Raw genomic sequence first — 18379 nt, forward strand, 5'->3', positions numbered from 1 at the left:
GCAAGCATTTGGAGGAGAACAAACGGTGCGTGTTCTGTCGAATCAGGCCGCCGGCATGCTGCTTGGCCTTCTGGGCGTGACGATCTTCGGCGCCACCCTGCCGATGACCCGCCTTGCCCTCGAGGGCTTTGGACCGCTCTTCATCACCCTTGCCCGCGCGGTCATCGCGGCTGCGGCCGCAGGCACCGCCCTTTTGCTTCTTCGCCGTCCCTTCCCGCGTGCCCACCTGCCGACGCTGGCAGGCGTCGGCATTTGCGCCGTCTTCGGCTTCCCCATCTTCTCCTCGATCGCGCTGCAAACGATACCGGCAAGCCACGGTGGCATCGTACTCGGCATCCTGCCGCTTCTGACCTCCGTCTGCGCCGCAATCGTCGATGGCGAACGTCCCGGCCCCCTGTTCTGGCTGTGTGGCGTGGCCGGTGCGGCACTCGTCATCGCCTTTTCCTTGCGCGAAAGCGGCTTCCATCTGGGCGCCGGCGACTTCTGGCTGCTTCTGGCGGCGATGTCGGCCTCCCTCTCCTACGTCTTCTCCGCCAAGCTCGCGCGCGTGATGCCGGGCTGGGAAGTGATCGGCTGGGCGGTCGTCATCTGCCTGCCGGCAACGCTGGTCGGCACCATTCTTGCCGCCGGCTCGGGCATACATACCCCGGGCCCGGTGCAGTACGGCGCCCTGCTCTATCTCGGGCTGATGTCGATGTTTGGCGGCTTTATCTTCTGGAACGCCGGGCTGGCGCTCGGCGGCATCGCGCGCGTGGCACAGGTGCAGCTCTTCCAGACATTCGTCACCCTCGCAATTTCGGCGCTTGTGCTTGGTGAGGCGATCGGGCCGGAGACGCTCGGCTTTGCACTCGCCGTCGCCTTCGTCGTCTGGCTCGGGCGCAAGGCGAAGATCGGACGCGCGGCCCCGGCGGCCGGACGCGCCTGAACCTTCCGCATCAATTCGTCATCGATAGCGGATAATTGTTGAACCGTGATTCCCCTGTCGGGGAATCTGGGTTAGACATCCGCCGACCGACCGGAAGGGCCGGCGAGGAGGTAATATGACGAAACAAAAAGTCGCTATGCTCACCGCAGGAGGCCTTGCACCCTGCCTTTCGTCCGCAGTTGGCGGCCTGATCGAACGCTATTCAGACATCGCCCCGGAAATCGAACTCGTCGCCTACCGCTCCGGCTACCAGGGGCTGCTTCTGGCCGACCGGATCGAGATCTCGAAGGACATGCGCGAGAAGGCGCACCTGCTGCACCGCTACGGCGGCTCGCCGATCGGCAACAGCCGCGTCAAGCTGACGAACGCTGCGGACTGCGTGAAGCGCGGTCTCGTCAAGGAAGGCGAAAACCCCTTGCGTGTTGCAGCCGAGCGCCTCGCCGCTGACGGCATCACCGTCCTTCACACGATCGGCGGCGACGACACCAATACGACCGCGGCCGATCTCGCCGCCTATCTCGGCGCCAACGGCTACAATCTCACCGTCGTCGGCCTACCGAAGACGGTCGACAACGACGTCGTGCCGATCCGCCAGTCGCTCGGCGCCTGGACGGCGGCCGAAGTCGGCGCCGGCTTCTTCGACAACGTTTCCAACGAGCAGAGCGCCGCTCCGAAGACGCTCGTCGTTCACGAGGTGATGGGGCGTCACTGCGGCTGGCTGACGGCTGCGACCGCTCGCGCCTACATCCAGAAGACCGCCGGCCAGGAGTATGTCGACGGCCTGATGATGGACAAGGCCCTGAAGAGCATCGACGGCCTCTATCTTCCCGAACTGGCCTTCGATCTGCAGGCGGAAGCCGAACGCCTCCGCAAGGTCATGGAGAAAAACGGCTTCGTGACGCTGTTCGTCTCGGAAGGCGCCTGCCTAGATGCGATCGTCGCCGAGCGCGAAGCCGCCGGCGAAACGGTCAAGCGCGACGCCTTCGGCCATGTGAAGATCGACACCATCAATGTCGGCAACTGGTTCTCCAAGCAGTTCGCCTCGCTGCTGGGCGCCGAGCGTGCCATGGTGCAGAAGTCCGGCTACTATGCCCGCTCCGCCCCCGCCAACGGCGACGACCTGCGCTTGATCCAGAGCATGGTTGACCTCGCAGTCGAGAGCGCGCTCAACAAGGTCTCCGGCGTCACCGGCCACGACGAGGGCCAGAACGGCAAGCTGCGCACGATCGAGTTCCCGCGCATCAAGGGCGGCAAGCACTTCGACACCGGTGCGAAATGGTTCGGCGAGGTGATGGACACGATCGGCCAGAAATGGAAGGCCACGGTCTGATACCGGGCGTCTGACGGATTGCTATTGACGGCGCACGGCGCCGGTGGCTTGCTCCCCGAAACGAACGTTTCCGGGGAGCTTTTCATGTCGTTCGATCACTGGCTTGCCTTTGCCGCCGCCTCAGCCGTCATGCTGGCGATCCCCGGCCCGACCATTCTGCTGGTCATCTCCTATGCGCTCGGCCACGGCCGCCAGACCACGACGGCGACGGTCGCCGGCGTAGCCCTTGGCGACTTCACCGCCATGACAGCCTCCATGCTGGGGCTCGGAGCCCTGCTCGCAACCTCGGCTGCGATTTTCACCGTCCTCAAATGGGTCGGTGCGGCCTATCTGGTCTGGCTTGGGATCAAGCTCTGGCGTGCGCCGGTGACGGGCTTTGCCGGCTCGGAGGATGGCGCGGCAAGGCAGGAAAGGCCGTTTCGCATCTTTGCCCACTGCTATGTGGTGACGGCGCTCAACCCGAAGAGCATCGTCTTCTTCGTGGCCTTCCTGCCGCAGTTCCTGGACCTCTCGCGGCCTGTCGTTCCGCAGATGGTGATCTTCGAGATCACCTTCCTCGTGCTTGCCACGGCCAATGCCGCAAGCTACGCGCTGATGGCGTCTGCGGCGCGCGGAACGATCCGCAAACCGGCCGTCCAGCGTGCGGTAAACCGTGTCGGCGGCTCGCTTCTCATCGGCGCAGGCGTGCTCACGGCCGGGCTGCGGCGGGCCGCCGCCTAGCCGCGAGCGAGGGGTACGGGTTGCCGGAGCAGGCACGATAGGATAATGGACGAAGCACGGTCGAAGCGCCGTTGATTTGCAGCCGCGTCGGAAACACGCGTTTCCGGCCCCTTCAGGCAACACGAGAGCGACTGATGACGCATAGTTTCCCGATCCGCACCAGGCATGTTCTCTCTGCGAGCTGCGCAACGGCTCTTCTCGCAATCGGCGGATGCGCCAGCGTGATCGAGACCCCGTCGGAACAGATCGCCGCGGTACAGACGGTCATGCCGCTCGCAAAGCCGGGCACGGAAATGACCGCCTACGCGCTCCCCGCACCGATCCAGGACCCCTCGGCACCTGTAGCGGCAGGCACCCCGCAGACAATGTCGGCCGTCGTCGAGACCACGCGCGCCACCAGCGCCGAGATGGCGATCGCCGCAGCCGCCCCGCAGGCAGCACCGATCCCGCGGGGTGAAGCAGCTCCGCAAGCCGCGGCCGCGACGGTTCCGGTGCCGGGCGCGCCCCAGGCGAAGTTCATGCCGGCATCCTTCGAAGCGGCCGTCATGGAACCCGGCTTCGACACCGGCGCGCCGGAGGGACTGGAACAGCTCGTCGAATCCCACCAGATCGTCCCGATCGCGAAACCCTCCTTCAGCACCGCCGCCCTCACATCTGCCCCGCGCGACACCGTCATGGCCTCCGCCTCGCAGAAGTTCGAACGGCCCGGGACGCCGCTCGACCCGCTGATCGCCAAATACGCCGCGCTCTACGAGATCCCCGAAGCGCTGCTGCACCGGGTGGTGAAGCGGGAAAGCCGCTATAACCCCAAGGCCTATAATTCCGGCAATTACGGCCTCATGCAGATCCGCTACAACACTGCCAAGGGCATGGGCTACACCGGCACGGCGGATGGCCTGTTCGATGCGGAGACCAACCTGAAGTACGGCGCGAAATATCTGCGCGGCGCGTTGATGGTCGCAGACAACCAGCATGACGGCGCGGTGCGCCTCTACGCCAGCGGCTATTACTACACCGCAAAGCGCAAGGGCCTGCTCGAAGAGACCGGCCTGAAGTAGGTCTCAATCTCTGCTTTCGAGAACGTCGACGACCCGCTTGACCAGTTCCTGCGGTCGATAGCCGAGCTTCGACGGCGTCAGCCCGAGACGGACGACGGCGATATTCGCCGACGGAATGACCGCGATCGACTGGCCGTCATGGCCGAGCATCCAGAACGTATCCTCCGGCAGCCCATATTTCGAATCCGGCTCGCGTCCCGGCCCGTCGATCCAGGTCTGCGCCTGACCGTACTCGCCACCCGAGGCTGAGGACGGGGTGCCCATCGCGCGGACAAAGCCCTCCGGCAAAAGCCGCGTACCGTTCCAAACGCCGTCGTTCAGAAGCAGTTGCGCAAAGCGCGCCCAGTCCCGGGCGGTGGCGTACATGTAGGACGAGCCGACGAAGATCCCCGTCTCGTCCGTCTCCAGCACGGCGCTCTTCATGCCGAGCGGTGCGAAGAGCCCGGTCGACGGATAGGCCAGCGCCCGCCAGCGGTCACCGAGCGCATTCATGAAGAGGCGCGAGAGAAGCATGGCGGTGCCGCTGGAATAGCGGAACTTCTCGCCCGGATTGGCGTCGAGGGGAAAGGAAGCGGCAAATCGCGACATGTTCGGCTCAAGGAACAGCATCCGCGTCACGTCGGTGACCTCGCCGTACTCCTCGTTGAAGGCCAGGCCGCTCTGCATGGCCAGCAGATCGGCAATCGAAATTCTCGCGCGGGCATCACCGTTCCATTCGGCGAAAAGGCCGCGCTGGTCCGGAGCAAGACGGCCGTCCTGCATCAACCGGCCGACCAGTGCCGCATTGACCGTCTTCGTCACCGACCAGCCAAGCAAGGGCGTGTCCGGCGAAAAGCCTTCGCCGTAATGCTCGCCCACCAGACGCCCGCCATGGATGACCACCACCCCGCGCACGCCGGGTCCGAGGAGTGCCTGATCCGAGAGAACGGCGTCGAGACGGGCGTCGGCGCTCGCGGCGTTGCCGACCGGCCAGGGCGCGTCGGGAACCGGCTGCGACACGCTCGGCAGCTCGACGTCGGAGATCGCCTGATGGGCTGCGACGAAATCGCCGTCGGGCACGCTCGCGCAGCCGAAACCCTCCCGGTAGGCCGCATAGCCCGGCGCGAAAATTCCAAGCAGGGAGGCCGTCACCGTCTTCTCGTCATGATCCACCGACTGCCGCATGAGGCGCAGCAGCGGATGGCCCGGCGCCTGCACGTCCACATCAAGCACGGCCGAGGCATCGCGCCCCGCGAGGAAGACGTTGGAACAGACGATCTTGGCCGCATAGGACGAGCCGACCCTTAGCAGTTCGGGTGGGCGAACGATCAGCCAACTGGCCACGATCGCGAGGAAAATGAATAGCATATACAGGACTCTGGCGGCGATGCGTCGAATTCGGCCCATGCGTCTCCCCTTGTCGCCAAGAGACAATCAGGAATTGGCGCACAAGAAAAGCCCCTTCCGCGCGGGAGGGTGAACATAGCCCTCCCTGCACCGCCATCGCGCCCATGGCTGCTCCTCGTGCACAGCCACAGTCATCAAACTGTAGCGCGAGGCGGCTATTGCCGCAAAAGGCCCACAGGACGAGACGAGTCATGAGCGAACTTGCCAGGAATGCCGGTTACGGACAGAACGAAAGACTGAAGTCAGCCCTCTTGCAGCACCGGGCATTGTCGCTCGACGGCTTGTCGGAACGCCTGTTCGGCCTGCTGTTTTCCGGGCTCGTCTACCCCCAGATCTGGGAGGATCCCGCGATCGACATCGAGGCCATGGAGCTGGCCCCCGGCCATCGCCTGGTAACGATCGGCTCCGGCGGCTGCAACATGCTGGCCTATCTCGCCTGCCGCCCCGAGCGCATCGACGTCGTCGACCTCAACCCGCACCATATCGCGCTCAACCGGCTGAAGCTCGCCGCCTTCCGCCACATGCCCTCCCATGCCGACGTGGTGCGCTTCCTCGGCGGCGACAACATGGGTTCGAACCGCGAAGCCTATCAGCTCTTCCTGGAGCCGCGGCTCGATGCGCAGACCCGCGACTACTGGAATGGCCGCGACCTGACCGCCCGTCGCCGCATCGACGTCTTCAACCGCAACATCTACCGCACCGGTCTGCTCGGCCGCTTCATCCTGCTCGGCCACATCGTCGCCAGGCTGCACGGGCTGGACCCGCGGGACTTCGTCAAATGCGGCTCCATGCGCGAACAGCGCCAGTTCTTCGACACCCGCATCGCCCCCCTGTTCGACCGTCCGCTGATCCGCTGGATCACCTCGCGCAAGGCCTCGCTCTACGGCCTCGGCATCCCGCCGCAGCAGTTCGACGAGCTAGCAAGCGTCAGCGACGACAATTCGCTTGCGCCGGTCCTGCGCCAGCGACTGGAAAAGCTCGCCTGCCATTTCCCGCTTAAGGACAACTACTTCGCCTGGCAGGCCTTCGCGCGCCGCTATCCCTCCAAATACGAGGGACGGATGCCGGACTACCTCCTTGGCGAAAACTACGCCGCAATCCGCGACAATGCCGAGCGCGTCGACGTCCACCATGCGAGCTTCACCGAGCTGCTTGCATCGAAGTCCGCCGCCTCCGTCGACCGTTTCGTGCTGCTCGATGCGCAGGACTGGATGAACGACGACCAGCTCAATGCGCTTTGGACCGAGATCAGCCGCACCGCGACCCCCGGGGCGCGGGTGATCTTCCGCACCGCCGCCGAAGCCAGCGTCGTCGAAGGCAAGGTCTCCCAGAACCTGCTCGATCTCTGGCACTACGAGCACGAGCGCTCGTCTGCGCTGGGCATGCGGGATCGCTCGGCGATCTATGGCGCCTTCCACATCTACCGGAAGAAGCCCTGAATGACCCGCGCCTCGCTTCCCCTGCCCGCGCCGCCGGTCGATACCGATCACGCCGGCCTGATGGATCGCCAGTATCGCTACCAGCGCCACATCTACGACCTGACGCGCAAGTATTACCTCTTCGGTCGCGACAGGCTGCTCGACGGGCTCGACGTCCAGCCGGGCGAGAAGGTCCTCGAGGTCGGCTGCGGTACCGGACGCAACATCGGCCACATGATGGACCGCTATCCCGGCGTGTGGTTCTTCGGCCTCGACATCTCGCGCGAGATGCTGGAGACGGCGGAAAAGCGCTTCACCCGGCGTGGCGGCGCGCGGCCGAAGCTTGCGGTCGCCGACGCCACGTCGTTCACGGCGACCGACTTCGGCCAGGCAGGCTTCGATCGCGTCGTCGTCTCCTATGCGTTGTCGATGATCCCGGCCTGGCAGGAGGCGATCGAGCGTGCGTTCGACGCCCTCGCCCCAGGCGGCTCGCTGCATATCGTCGACTTTGGACAGCAGGAGCAGTTGCCCGCCCCGTTCCGTCGCCTGCTGCAAGGGTGGCTCACGCGATTTCACGTCACCCCGCGTCCCGACCTCTTCGAGGTGTTGCAGACAGCGGCGGAGCGGCGGGGAGCACACGTCGCAGCCGAGACCCCGTATGGCGGCTACGCCTGGCTCGCAATTGCAAAAATGCCTGACTGACGCAGTTTTTTCGGCCAAGCACTGCCCGATTTTGCTCTCCTTTCTGTGAAACCTCTTGGGCGCTGAGGGGTTATACCGGGTGTCGATGCCTCCGGGGTCGCATCGACGCGAACGAAGCAGAAGGAAGACAATCATGAGATCATTCGCAATCGGTGCTGCGGCGCTTTTGACGGCCGCCACGGCCGGCGGTGCTGCACGCGCGGCCGACCTCGCGCCGACAGAACCTCCGGTCGCACCTGTCATCGAGGAAGTGTCCGGCATCTACGACTGGAACGGCTTCTACGTGGGCGCGATGACCGGCTACGGCTGGACCGATGCGGAAACGAAGGACGCGGGCTTTTCTTCCAGCCCCGGTCTCGATGGATGGGCGCTCGGCGGCTACACCGGCTACAACTACCAGACCGGTCCTTGGGTGCTCGGCGTGGAAGGCGACGTCAAGTACGACTGGAACGAGGACAAGTTCGATCTCGGCGGCATCCCGATGGACCTCCAGACGGATTGGGGCGGCTCGCTGCGCGCCCGTGTCGGCTACGCCATCGACCGCACCCTCATCTACGGCACCGGCGGCTATGCCTTCACCAATGCCGAGCTTCGGGACCGCGACACGGGGGATAGCGAAAGCAAGACCTTCAACGGCTGGACAATCGGCGCTGGCCTCGAACATGCCTTTACCGACAATCTGATCGGGCGGGCGGAATACCGATACACCGACTACGGCAACAAGGACCTGCTCGGCGTTGACACTGACCTGAGCAGCAATTCGCTGATGCTCGGCGTCGGCTGGAAATTCTGATTGCTGCGACGGCCGGCCGGCGGACCTCCAGGCCGGCTCTGGTCGCTCTCGTTGCGCCGCGGCCCTTTCGGGCTCGCGGCGCAACCGCGACGCCGTCCCCTCTTTACCGAATCCCGCGGGTCGGGCAGTATCCGCGCATCGTTTTCAGACCCGGGACAGTCATGCGTCGGCTCCTTCTGGCATTGCTGCCAATCGCGCTCCTTGCGACGTCGTGCTCCACGACCGACTACGATCTCGTCTCCACCGAGCCTCTGAAGCCGCGCTTCGGCGACAAGGACCCGCAGGATTTCGGCTATCGTACGCCGCACAAGCACGAAGTGCACGGCATCGACATCTCCAAATGGAACGGCGATGTCGACTGGCCGACCGCCAAGAAGTCGGGCGTCTCCTTCGCATTTATCAAGGCCACCGAGGGCAAGGACCGGATCGACCAGCGCTTCCACGAATACTGGCGTGGCGCGAATGCGGCGGGCGTCGCCCACTCCCCCTACCACTTCTACTATTTCTGCTCGACGCCGGATGAACAGGCCGACTGGTTCATCCGCAACGTGCCGAAGGCCGCGGTGCAACTTCCGCCCGTCCTCGATGCGGAGTGGAACCCGCTTTCGCCCACCTGCCGAAAGCGGCCGCCGCCGGCGGAGGTGCGCGCCCAGATGCAGCGCTTCCTCGACCGGTTGGAAGCGCACTATGGCAAGCGGCCGATCATCTACACGACAGTCGACTTCCACCGGGAAAACATTGCCGGCCACTTCGGCAACTATCCCCTGTGGCTGCGCGCCGTCGCCGACCATCCCGAAAACGTCTACGGCCGCAAATGGACCTTCTGGCAGTATACCAGCACCGGCATCGTTCCCGGCATCGACGGCAGCACGGACATCAACGTCTTTGCCGGCAACAGCAAGAACTGGTCGGCCTGGCTCGCACAGAACACACGCTGACGGGCTCACCTGCCGTACCCGTGATGGCGGACCAGTGGCGGCGTTATGTTTTCCGCGCCCCCTGATTGCGCAAAAATGGGCGACCGGATTGGCCGTATCACGGCGAATTTGATCGGCCGACGCTGAAATGCCGGCTTTTTCCTTCTTGCTTCCGTCTCATTATTCTGAGAAGCCGGGGCAACCGAATGAAAGGATCTACCCGCCATGCAACCGCGTTTCCTGCCGCTGGGCGCCCTTCTTGGGCTTTTTCTCTCGGGCACGGCGTTGGCCCAGCAGACCGCAGTGCCAGCCGCCCCGCAGGCTGCACCGGCCGTCGCCTGCGGCGGCGATCTCACCGTCTTTCTTCAGGGCGTGAAGGATGAAGCGCTGGCAAAGGGCATTCCGGCAGCTGCAGTCGACAGGGCGCTTGCGGGTGCGGCGATCGATCAGAAGGTGCTGTCGCGCGACCGCGCCCAGGGCGTATTCCGCCAGACATTCCTCGAGTTCTCCAAGCGTACCGTCAGCCAGTCGCGCCTCGACATCGGACGCAAGAAGCTGCAGGACCTCTCGGATGTCTTCACTCGCGCCGAGCAGGAATACGGCGTTCCCGGACCGGTCATCGCCGCGTTCTGGGCGATGGAGACGGATTTCGGCGCGGTGCAGGGCGACTTCAACACGCGAAATGCGCTCGTCACCCTTTCGCATGACTGCCGACGGCCGGAACTCTTCCGCCCGCAACTGATCGCAGCCATCGAAATGGTTCAGCACGGGGACCTCGATCCCGCAACGACCACCGGCGCCTGGGCCGGCGAGATCGGGCAGGTTCAGATGCTGCCGAAAGACATCATCGCATTTGGCGTCGACGGGGATGGCGACGGCCATGTCAACGTCAAGCAGAGTTCTGCCGATGCCATTCTCACGGCCGCCCGCTTCATCCAGCACCTCGGCTTCAGCAAGGGCCAGCCCTGGATCCAGGAAGTTTCGGTTCCGGACGAACTGCCCTGGGAGAAAACCGGCCTCCAGTCCGGCATGACAGCGGGCGACTGGTTCGCGCTCGGCGTCACCCCGCGCGACGGCAACACCAATTTCCCGGAACTTGCCGCTTCCCTCGTGCTGCCGCAGGGACGCAAGGGTCCCGCCTTCATCACCTACCCGAACTTCAACGTCTATCTCGAGTGGAACCAGTCCTTCATCTACACGACGTCGGCTGCGTACTTCGCCACGCGGCTGGCTGGCGCTCCGCCCTACCAGAAGGGCGAGCCCGAGCAGGGGCTGGACGACACCGGCATGAAGGCACTGCAGACACGCCTGAACGAGCTCGGCCACGACGTCGGCAAGATCGATGGTATTCTCGGCTCGGGCACGCGCGCTGCGATCCAGAAGGAACAGCTTCGCCTCGGCATGCCCGCCGACGGTTGGGCAACGCCCGGCCTGCTCGGCGCGCTCTAAGGGGGCAAACGTCGCCGGTCGGCAAGGGCAGCAAGGCCGGCACGGGCCTGCGGCTAGCCGCTCCCCCTCTCCTCCGTCACCCCGGACTTGATCCGGGGTCTAGCAGCGCCGCGTCTGCGGTGCGGAAAATGCTTTTAGCGCGCAAAGACTTGCGCGCGCTGGATGCCGGATCAAGTCCGGCATGACGGGGGAGAAAGAGCGGTGCGCGGGAGACCGTCGGTTGCCCGCCTGTTGCGCTATAGGCCAGCCCCGAACGGGTGCACCCGAAACGCGTCGGCGAACTGCAGCAGCCCCCTCTCCTCCGTCACCCCGGACTTGATCAGGGGTCTAGTGGCGCCGCGTCTGCGGTGCGGAAAATGCTTTATCACGCAAAGACTTGCGCGCGCTGGATGCCGGATCAAGTCCGGCATGACGGGGGAGAAAGAGCGGTGCGCGGGAGACCGCAGGTTGCCGGCCTGCTGCTCTATAGGCCAGCCCCGATGCACCCGAAACGCGTCGGCGAATCGCAGCAGACCCCTCTCCTCCGTCACCCCGGACTTGATCCGGGGTCTAGCAGCGCCGCGTCTGCGGTGCGGAAAATGCTTTAGCGCGCAAAGACTTGCGCGCGCTGGATGCCGGATCAAGTCCGGCATGACGCTGGTTCGGCAAACATTGAAATAGGTATCTGATTTCAAAGACATGACGAAACGAACCGGATCCTCGGCACAAGGCCGAGGATGACGTTGCGGTTTGGGGCAGCGTCGGCGATCCATTCAGGCGGTATTGATCCGGAAGCACCCAAACCCTCGCTTCGTCGCGATTGCCGCGCCGAAAAAACCTGCCGCATTCGCTGCCTGCTCCGGCCCACCGCCCGCAGCAGCGTTGAACCGGCCGCCGGCAGCGGAAAAGATGCAGAATCGGGTGGCGGGAGAGCGCGCGGGCCGTTAGGCCTGCGGCAACGATCGCACCACCGATCGCATCCGGCATGGCGCTTTCCGGCAGGAACGCATGTCGCGCCCTGGGGAGGAAACGTCTTGGCGGTAGCAGTAAAGCCCAATTTTGTGATGACGCCTGCGACCTGGGGCATGCTGGTTCTGCTGGGCATGATCTGGGGTGGCTCGTTCTTCTTTGCCCGCGTCGCCGTCCAGCATATTCCGCCCGTCACGCTGGTGATGCTGCGGATCGGGCTCGCGGCGGCCGCCCTCCACCTCTATCTCGCCGGCCGGCACGGCCTCTATCCGACCCTGCGGAAGCGCTGGCGCGCCTTCCTCGTGATGGGGTTGATCAACAACATCGTCCCGCACATCCTGATCTTCACGGGCCAGACGCAGATCGGCGCCGGGCTGGCCGCGATCCTGAACGCGACCACGCCCATCTTCACCATCCTCATAGCCAACCGGCTGACCGAGGACGAGAAGATGACGGCCGCCAAGATCGCCGGCTGCTTGGTTGGCCTTGTCGGCACGGCCGTGCTCGTCGGCCCACGTGCGCTGGCGCCCTTTACCGGCGACAGCGGCGGACCGCCGCTTTGGGCGCTGCTGCTGCCGCTTGCAGCCGCCATGTCCTACGGCTTTGCCGGCATCTATGGAAAGCGCTTCCGCGATATCGCGCCGGCCGTGACCGCGACGGGGCAACTGACCGCGTCGAGCATCGTGCTGCTGCCGCTGGCCGCCGTCGTCGACCGGCCCTGGCTGCTGCCTTTTCCGCCTGCCGGCACCGTGCTCGCGGTCCTGGCGCTGGCGCTCGTCTCCACGGCCTATGCCTACATCCTGTTCTTCCGGATCATGTCGACAGCGGGGGCGACCAACACGTCCCTCGTCACCCTGCTGGTTCCGCCGAGCGCGATCGTTGCCGGCATGCTCTTCCTTGGCGAGCAGATCTCGCCTGCGGGCGCGCTTGGCATGGGCCTCGTGCTCTCCGGCCTCGTCATTCTCGACGGGCGGGTCTTCCGCCGGAAGGCGCGGTGACGCCGGAACGAATGGTACGGACGGACGTTCTGCCCGGGATGGTGATTCGTCCTGTCGCTTAACGGGAACGGCGATCACCGGCGTTAACCGACGTGAAAATTTCGTGAATGCAGATCAGGCGCGAAATATCTTTTAAGATCAAACATTTAGACATGTGGAAAAACTGTGGCGAAGCCTGTGATGCCGCAATGCAACACACAAAGAACTTTTCAAAGGCGAAATTTCCAACCTATTATCCAACCGCAACGCAAGGGAGGTCAGCCGATGGGTATCACACATTCCTTGAATGTTCTGATGATCAGTGCAGCGTTCCTCTTCGTCGCCAGCATGATTTTCATCTGACGACAGCGTCGTCCTGAAGGACAAAACGCAGAGACCAATAGTTCATGAAAACGCATGGCCCCGCCGGGTCATGCGTTTTTTCAATCAGGCGGCAGCGCCGGTTGCAGCCCCGGCACAATTCGCATCACGCTGTTCGAAGCCGAGGCGATCGAGGACCGCGGAGACAAGCGCGGCCCGGTTCATCGTGTAGAAGTGGAATTCGTCGACGCCGAGCGCAATCAGCCCCTCGATCTGACGGGCCGCGAGCTCGGCTGCGACCGCTGCCCGCTCCTCCGGCCTTTCGGCCAGCGGCTCCAGGCGATCGGCCAGCCATTGCGGCACGCTCGCACCGCACAGACCGGCAAACTTCTGCACCTGGGAAAGATTGTGCACCGGCAGGATGCCCGGGACGATCGGAATGTCTATCCCGGCGGCGCGTACGCGTTCCAGATAGCGGGCGTAAAGATCGTTGTCGAAGAAGAACTGCGTCAGCGCCCGGGTCGCGCCGGCCTCCACCTTTCGCTTCAGCATGTCGATATCGGCGGGCACATCATGGCTTTCGGGATGCTTTTCCGGATAGGCCGACACGGAAATTTCGAACGGAGCGATGGAGCGGAGGCCCGCAACGAGTTCGGCGGCATTGGCATAACCGCCCGGGTGCGGCTGGTAGGCCTCGCCGATACCGCCGGCGGGATCGCCGCGCAACGCCACGAAATGCGTCACGCCGACCTGCCGGAACTCCTCGACCACCGCATCGACCTCTTCTCTGGTCGCGCCGACGCAGGTCAGGTGGGATGCCGCCGACAGCGGGGTGTCCCGGATGATCCGTCCGATCGTCGAAAGCGTCGGCCCGCGCGTGGAGCCGCCGGCACCATAGGTGACCGAAACGAAATCCGGCGCATAGGCCGAAAGCGCATCGACGGTCTGCCAGAGCTGGGCGTCGGCCTCTTCGCTGCGGGGAGGAAAGAACTCGAAGGACAGCTTCGGGGCGCGACGCCGGGCTGGGCTGTGGGCGATCGTCATTTCAATTCCTCCGGCCGATGGCGATAAGGGGTTCGGCGTCCTGGGCGGCGTCTGCGGATCTCTGGTCGCGCGCCAGCCAGATCGTGACCGTCAGCGCATCGTCTCCGCCGCCGGCGGGCGTCAGGTCGACGGCCTGCTCGACTGCAAGACCGGCTTGCTCCAGCCACTCGCCCATCACCTGATGCGAAAAGCCGAGGCGCAGGTGGGCATGGTCGTCGCGAAGATGTTCCAGCGCATGCGGAGCGAGGTCGATGATCACCAGGCGCCCGGACGGACGCAGCATCCGTGCGGCCTCGGCGATGGCGGCCGCCGGATCGTCGAGGAAATGCAGCACCTGGTGAATGGTCACCACATCGAATTCGTCGCGCTCGAGCGGCAGGTTGAAAATGTCGCCGTGACGGATGGACGCCTTGGTGATGCCGGCGCGATCGAGATTGGCGCGGGCAACGGCCAGCATGTCACGGCTGGCATCGACGCCGACGCCGCGGCGATAGAGCCCCTCGAACAGCTGAAGGATACGGCCGGTGCCGGTCCCGAGATCGAGGAAGGCGTCGACCGGGCCGTCGCCGATGAGCTTCAGGAGTGCTGCCTCGACGTCGGCCTCGCTGACATGCAGGCGGCGCAATTCGTCCCACTCCGAAGCGTTGCGGCTGAAATAGGCCTGCGCCTTTTCCGCCCGCGCCTTCTTCAGCACCGCCAGGCGCTCGGCATCGCGGGCAAAGACGGGATCGGCCGCGTCGATGCGCTCGAGCAGAAGCCGGGCCAGCGCGACAGCCTCCCCCTCATGCGTCAGCCTGAAATAGGCCCAGGCGCCCTCCTGGTACCGCTCGATCAGGGCGGCCTCGGCCAAAAGCTTGAGATGGCGCGAAATGCGCGGCTGGGACTGTCCGAGAATGTCGGTCAGGTCGGTCACCGTCAGGTCGCCGCGTGACAGCAGCGCTAGGAGACGCAGGCGCGTCGATTCGCCAGCCGTCTTCAAAACTTCTACAATGTCGTCCAATCCGAGCTTCGCCACGCGACCACCTGCGCACCATCAAGACATAAACATATCTTTATGTCACGAAATGAACGAGTGCAAGCCGTAATCGGACGGAACCTGAAGATAGGTCCTGCCGGGCAGCGGAAAGGAGATCACGCAGGCGGGACTTCGCGGGCGTTTACGCCTTTCGCCGGGTTCGAACGGCGCCACCATGCGCGCAGCCGATCACGGCTGACGCCAGCCGCAACCAATCGCTGGCCTCTTAAGCGGGGGCGAAACAACCGCACTCTTCGCAGGCTGCAACCACCGACCCCGAAGCGATGACACGCAACTGATGAGACCGCGGGACTGGCGGCCCCTCGCCAGGAGCCCTCTGCCGGTGCCGAACACATCCGAAGCCAGCACGGGGAATTCATGTATGTCAGGCAAACGTAGGCTGCGGCTTTGTAATTCGAGGTGCCCGAACTCAGAACCGGACGCGCCAGATACAGCCGAAAGCGCGTCAAGCCGCGGCGATTGCGGAGATTGTAAACGCAGCGGGCGCAGCCGCATCGCGACTGCGCCCGGAAATGCCGAACCGCAAAGCGTCCTTAGCGCGTCAGGCGCTTGTAGGTGACGCGCTTCGGATTGACGGAATCGGGACCAAGGCGGCGGATCTTGTCCTGCTCGTAGTCCTCGAAGTTGCCTTCGAACCATTCGACATGGCTATCGCCTTCGAAGGAAAGAATATGCGTGGCGAGGCGGTCGAGGAACATGCGGTCGTGGCTGATGATGACGGCGCAGCCGGCAAAGTTCTCGAGCGCATCCTCGAGCGCGCCGAGCGTCTCGGTGTCGAGGTCGTTGGTCGGCTCGTCGAGCAGGATGACGTTGCCGCCGCTCTTCAGCATCTTGGCAAGATGCACGCGGTTGCGCTGGCCGCCCGAGAGGTTGCCTACCTTCTGCTGCTGGTCGCCACCCTTGAAGTTGAAGGCGCCGCAATAGGCGCGGGAGTTCATCTCGAACTTGCCGAGCTTCAGGACGTCGTTGCCGCCGGAGATTTCCTCCCAGACGGTCTTGCTGCCGTCGAGATGGTCGCGGCTCTGGTCGACATAGCCGAGGTCGACGGTCTCGCCGATGCGGATCTCGCCGGAATCCGGCTTCTCCTGCCCGGTGATCAGCTTGAACAGGGTCGACTTGCCCGCGCCGTTCGGGCCGATGACGCCGACGATGCCGCCGGGCGGAAGCTTGAAGGTGAGGTTTTCGAACAGTACCCGGTCGCCATAGGACTTGGTCAGGTTTTCGGCCTCGATGACCACCTGTCCGAGGCGCTCGCCGACGGGAATGATGATCTGCGCCTCGCCGGGGCGGCGGTTTTCGGCGGCTGCCACCAGTTCGTCATAGGCGCGGATACGGGCCTTCGACTTGGCCTGGCGGGCCTTGGGCGAGGACGCGATCCACTCCTGTTCACGCGACAGGGCCTTCTGGCGGGCGCCCTCTTCTCGATCTTCCTGCGCCATGCGCTTGGCCTTGGCATTGAGGTAGGCGGAGTAGTTGCCCTCGTAGGGAATGCCGCGGCCGCGGTCGAGCTCGAGAATCCAGCCGGTGACGTTGTCAAGGAAGTAGCGGTCGTGGGTGACCATCAGGATGGCGCCCGGATATTCGCGCAGATGCTTTTCCAGCCAGGCGATCGTCTCGGCGTCGAGGTGGTTGGTCGGTTCGTCGAGCAGCAGCAGGTCGGGCTGGCGCAGCAGCAGCTGGCAGAGCGCCACGCGGCGCTTTTCGCCGCCGGACAGCTTTTCCACCGAAGAGTCGCCGGGCGGGCAGCGCAGCGCGTCCATCGCCATCTCGACCTGGCTTTCCAGGTCCCAGAGGTTCTGGCTGTCGATGATGTCCTGCAGCTTGGAACCCTCTTCGGCCGTCTCGTCCGAATAGTTCATCATCAGTTCGTTGTAGCGGTCGAGGATCGCCTTCTTGTCGGCGACGCCTTCCATGACGTTCTCCATCACGGTCTTCGACGCATCGAGCTGCGGCTCCTGCGGCAGGTAGCCGAGCGTCGCGCCGTCGGCGAGCCAGGCCTCGCCCGTCCACTCCTTGTCGAGACCCGCCATGATCTTCAGCACCGTCGACTTACCGGCGCCGTTAGGGCCGAGAATGCCGATCTTGGCGTCCGGATAGAAGGAAAGGTGGATGTTCTCCAGGATCTTCTTGTTGCCGTAGGCCTTGTTGAGCCCGGCCATGTGATAGATGAACTGACGTGCCATAACGCGTATGCTCCGCATCGTAAGGAATTTTGCCCGCTATGTAGGCGAATTCGTCCGCAGCGGCAATGCGGCCGCAGCCCGCGCCGGTGAATTGTCGCAAGAACGTCTTCGGCGTAAGCAGCGCGGTGATCCTGGCATCCGGCAGCCCGCGTTGCCGGTGAGCGTCGCGGAGCCTCAGGCTCCATTCCCCCCAAAGCCTGATGCGTCCCCCCTTGCACCACGGCCGTTGTGCACTCCACAGTTTCCCAGACCTTCCCTCCCCGGGCGCCACGCAATCGCCCCCATTGGCCAGGGCTCCCTACTGGCCACCTGCGGCAGCAAGAAGCCCGGCCTTGCAATCCTGCTTCGTCGGTGCTGCCTTCAGGACCAGCCCCGAAAGCTCGCCTTCGACAGCCGCCAGCCCGATCGTTACGCCGGTGACGATCTCCTTGCCGTCCACACTGCGGCAGCGCAGCCGCACCCGGTCGCCGGCCCCTGCGCCGAAAGCACCGTTGAAGGCTTCGCCGACCTCGGAAATCGTCACGATCTTGCCTGACCTGCTCGTGAAGAAAGCCCCGACCGCCGAGCGGTTGACGACTTCCAGCATGTCCAGGGCGCGCGAAAAATAGTCCTCGGCCGTTGCCGCATGGCAGGTTCCGTGCATCAACCATTGATGCCGGTCGAGGCCGGTAGCGACACCGGGCATCGCCGCCGCAAGCCGCGCCTGTGTGCCGTCAGAAAGGGCGAGCTTGGGCAGATCGTCCCAGTTTCGCGACCGGTCACGCTTTTTCAGTTCCGCGTCGATGCCGCAGTAGCTTTTCTTCACCTGCCAGAGGCCATGCAGGCCGAGGCGTGGCGCGAGCCCCTGCCCGCCAGCCTTCTCGCATTCCGCAGCGTTTGGCCGGACCATGCAGTAGCCCGGTTGCCAACTGAGGGCCAGCACGTGGCGGGTGGCGCCTTCAGGCGCTTCGACGGGCAACGGCGCGGAAAGCGCCGGCCCGGATGCCGTGATCGCGAGGGAGAAAACAAAAGAGGCAAGCACGCGGCCCGAAAAGCCGCACACGGCAGTTCCGAGCCATGCAAATCCGGGTATCATCATGATACGCTCCGGAAATAGAACAAAACATAAACATTAATCAACAAAAAGGCGAATTATGCAACCATAAATTTGCAGCACCGGCCGGACGCCGGAC

At 64.5% G+C, this 18379-nt stretch carries 15 protein-coding genes; 10 read left to right on the forward strand and 5 right to left on the reverse strand.

The window, feature by feature from the left end:
- Positions 1 to 25: 25 nt before the first annotated feature.
- The 4 genes from CRO48_RS12405 to CRO48_RS12420 all read left to right on the forward strand — a co-directional run bounded on the left by CRO48_RS12405 (position 26) and on the right by CRO48_RS12420 (position 4033).
- Positions 26 to 925 (forward strand): DMT family transporter, encoded by a 900-nt coding sequence (locus tag CRO48_RS12405; RefSeq protein ID WP_097139676.1) that lies wholly within the window; start codon positions 26 to 28, stop codon positions 923 to 925.
- A gap of 115 nt (positions 926 to 1040) precedes the next feature.
- A complete protein-coding gene (locus CRO48_RS12410) occupies positions 1041 to 2255 on the forward strand; it encodes a pyrophosphate--fructose-6-phosphate 1-phosphotransferase (RefSeq protein WP_097139678.1) in 1215 nt (404 codons plus the stop codon).
- A gap of 84 nt (positions 2256 to 2339) precedes the next feature.
- Complete coding sequence (locus CRO48_RS12415) at positions 2340 to 2975, forward strand: LysE family translocator (protein WP_097139955.1); 636 nt, start codon at positions 2340 to 2342, stop codon at positions 2973 to 2975.
- A gap of 134 nt (positions 2976 to 3109) precedes the next feature.
- Positions 3110 to 4033 carry a lytic transglycosylase domain-containing protein gene (locus CRO48_RS12420; protein WP_097139680.1) on the forward strand — a complete coding sequence of 308 codons (924 nt, stop codon included), beginning with the start codon at positions 3110 to 3112 and terminating at the stop codon, positions 4031 to 4033.
- Between the two features lie 3 nt (positions 4034 to 4036).
- On the opposite strand, the gene CRO48_RS12425 is transcribed toward CRO48_RS12420, so the two are convergent.
- Positions 4037 to 5380, reverse strand: coding sequence for a serine hydrolase domain-containing protein (locus tag CRO48_RS12425; RefSeq protein ID WP_245423500.1), 1344 nt, complete (start codon positions 5378 to 5380; stop codon positions 4037 to 4039).
- Positions 5381 to 5610: 230 nt separating this feature from the next.
- On the opposite strand from CRO48_RS12425, the gene CRO48_RS12430 reads away from it, so the two are divergent.
- From CRO48_RS12430 to CRO48_RS12460, 6 genes are all read left to right on the forward strand, one after another.
- Positions 5611 to 6858 carry a DUF3419 family protein gene (locus CRO48_RS12430; protein WP_097139684.1) on the forward strand — a complete coding sequence of 416 codons (1248 nt, stop codon included), beginning with the start codon at positions 5611 to 5613 and terminating at the stop codon, positions 6856 to 6858.
- Positions 6859 to 7539: a class I SAM-dependent methyltransferase gene (locus CRO48_RS12435; RefSeq protein ID WP_097139686.1), complete on the forward strand. Its 681-nt coding sequence runs from the start codon at positions 6859 to 6861 to the stop codon at positions 7537 to 7539.
- A gap of 133 nt (positions 7540 to 7672) precedes the next feature.
- A complete protein-coding gene (locus CRO48_RS12440) occupies positions 7673 to 8332 on the forward strand; it encodes an outer membrane protein (protein WP_097139688.1) in 660 nt (219 codons plus the stop codon).
- Positions 8333 to 8493: 161 nt separating this feature from the next.
- A complete protein-coding gene (locus CRO48_RS12445; RefSeq protein ID WP_097139690.1) occupies positions 8494 to 9270 on the forward strand; it encodes a glycoside hydrolase family 25 protein in 777 nt (258 codons plus the stop codon).
- 204 nt (positions 9271 to 9474) lie between these two features.
- Complete coding sequence (locus CRO48_RS12450; RefSeq protein WP_097139692.1) at positions 9475 to 10698, forward strand: lytic murein transglycosylase; 1224 nt, start codon at positions 9475 to 9477, stop codon at positions 10696 to 10698.
- Positions 10699 to 11741: 1043 nt separating this feature from the next.
- Positions 11742 to 12644 carry a DMT family transporter gene (locus CRO48_RS12460; RefSeq protein WP_097139696.1) on the forward strand — a complete coding sequence of 301 codons (903 nt, stop codon included), beginning with the start codon at positions 11742 to 11744 and terminating at the stop codon, positions 12642 to 12644.
- A gap of 426 nt (positions 12645 to 13070) precedes the next feature.
- Here the strand turns inward: CRO48_RS12460 and metF are convergent, their stop codons facing one another.
- The 4 genes from metF to CRO48_RS12480 all read right to left on the reverse strand — a co-directional run bounded on the left by metF (position 13071) and on the right by CRO48_RS12480 (position 18285).
- On the reverse strand, positions 13071 to 13988 hold the full coding sequence (metF, locus tag CRO48_RS12465) for a methylenetetrahydrofolate reductase [NAD(P)H] (protein WP_097139698.1): 918 nt from the start codon (positions 13986 to 13988) through the stop codon (positions 13071 to 13073).
- 1 nt (position 13989) lies between these two features.
- Positions 13990 to 15003 carry an ArsR/SmtB family transcription factor gene (locus tag CRO48_RS12470; RefSeq protein ID WP_097139700.1) on the reverse strand — a complete coding sequence of 338 codons (1014 nt, stop codon included), beginning with the start codon at positions 15001 to 15003 and terminating at the stop codon, positions 13990 to 13992.
- Between the two features lie 554 nt (positions 15004 to 15557).
- Complete coding sequence (ettA, locus tag CRO48_RS12475; RefSeq protein ID WP_097139702.1) at positions 15558 to 17207, reverse strand: energy-dependent translational throttle protein EttA; 1650 nt, start codon at positions 17205 to 17207, stop codon at positions 15558 to 15560.
- 298 nt (positions 17208 to 17505) lie between these two features.
- Positions 17506 to 18285: a ribonuclease T2 family protein gene (locus CRO48_RS12480; protein ID WP_245423501.1), complete on the reverse strand. Its 780-nt coding sequence runs from the start codon at positions 18283 to 18285 to the stop codon at positions 17506 to 17508.
- Between the last annotated feature and the right edge of the window lie 94 nt (positions 18286 to 18379).

Origin of the sequence: Rhizobium subbaraonis, from assembly GCF_900220975.1 — a bacterium.
Taxonomy (GTDB): domain Bacteria; phylum Pseudomonadota; class Alphaproteobacteria; order Rhizobiales; family Rhizobiaceae; genus Mycoplana; species Mycoplana subbaraonis.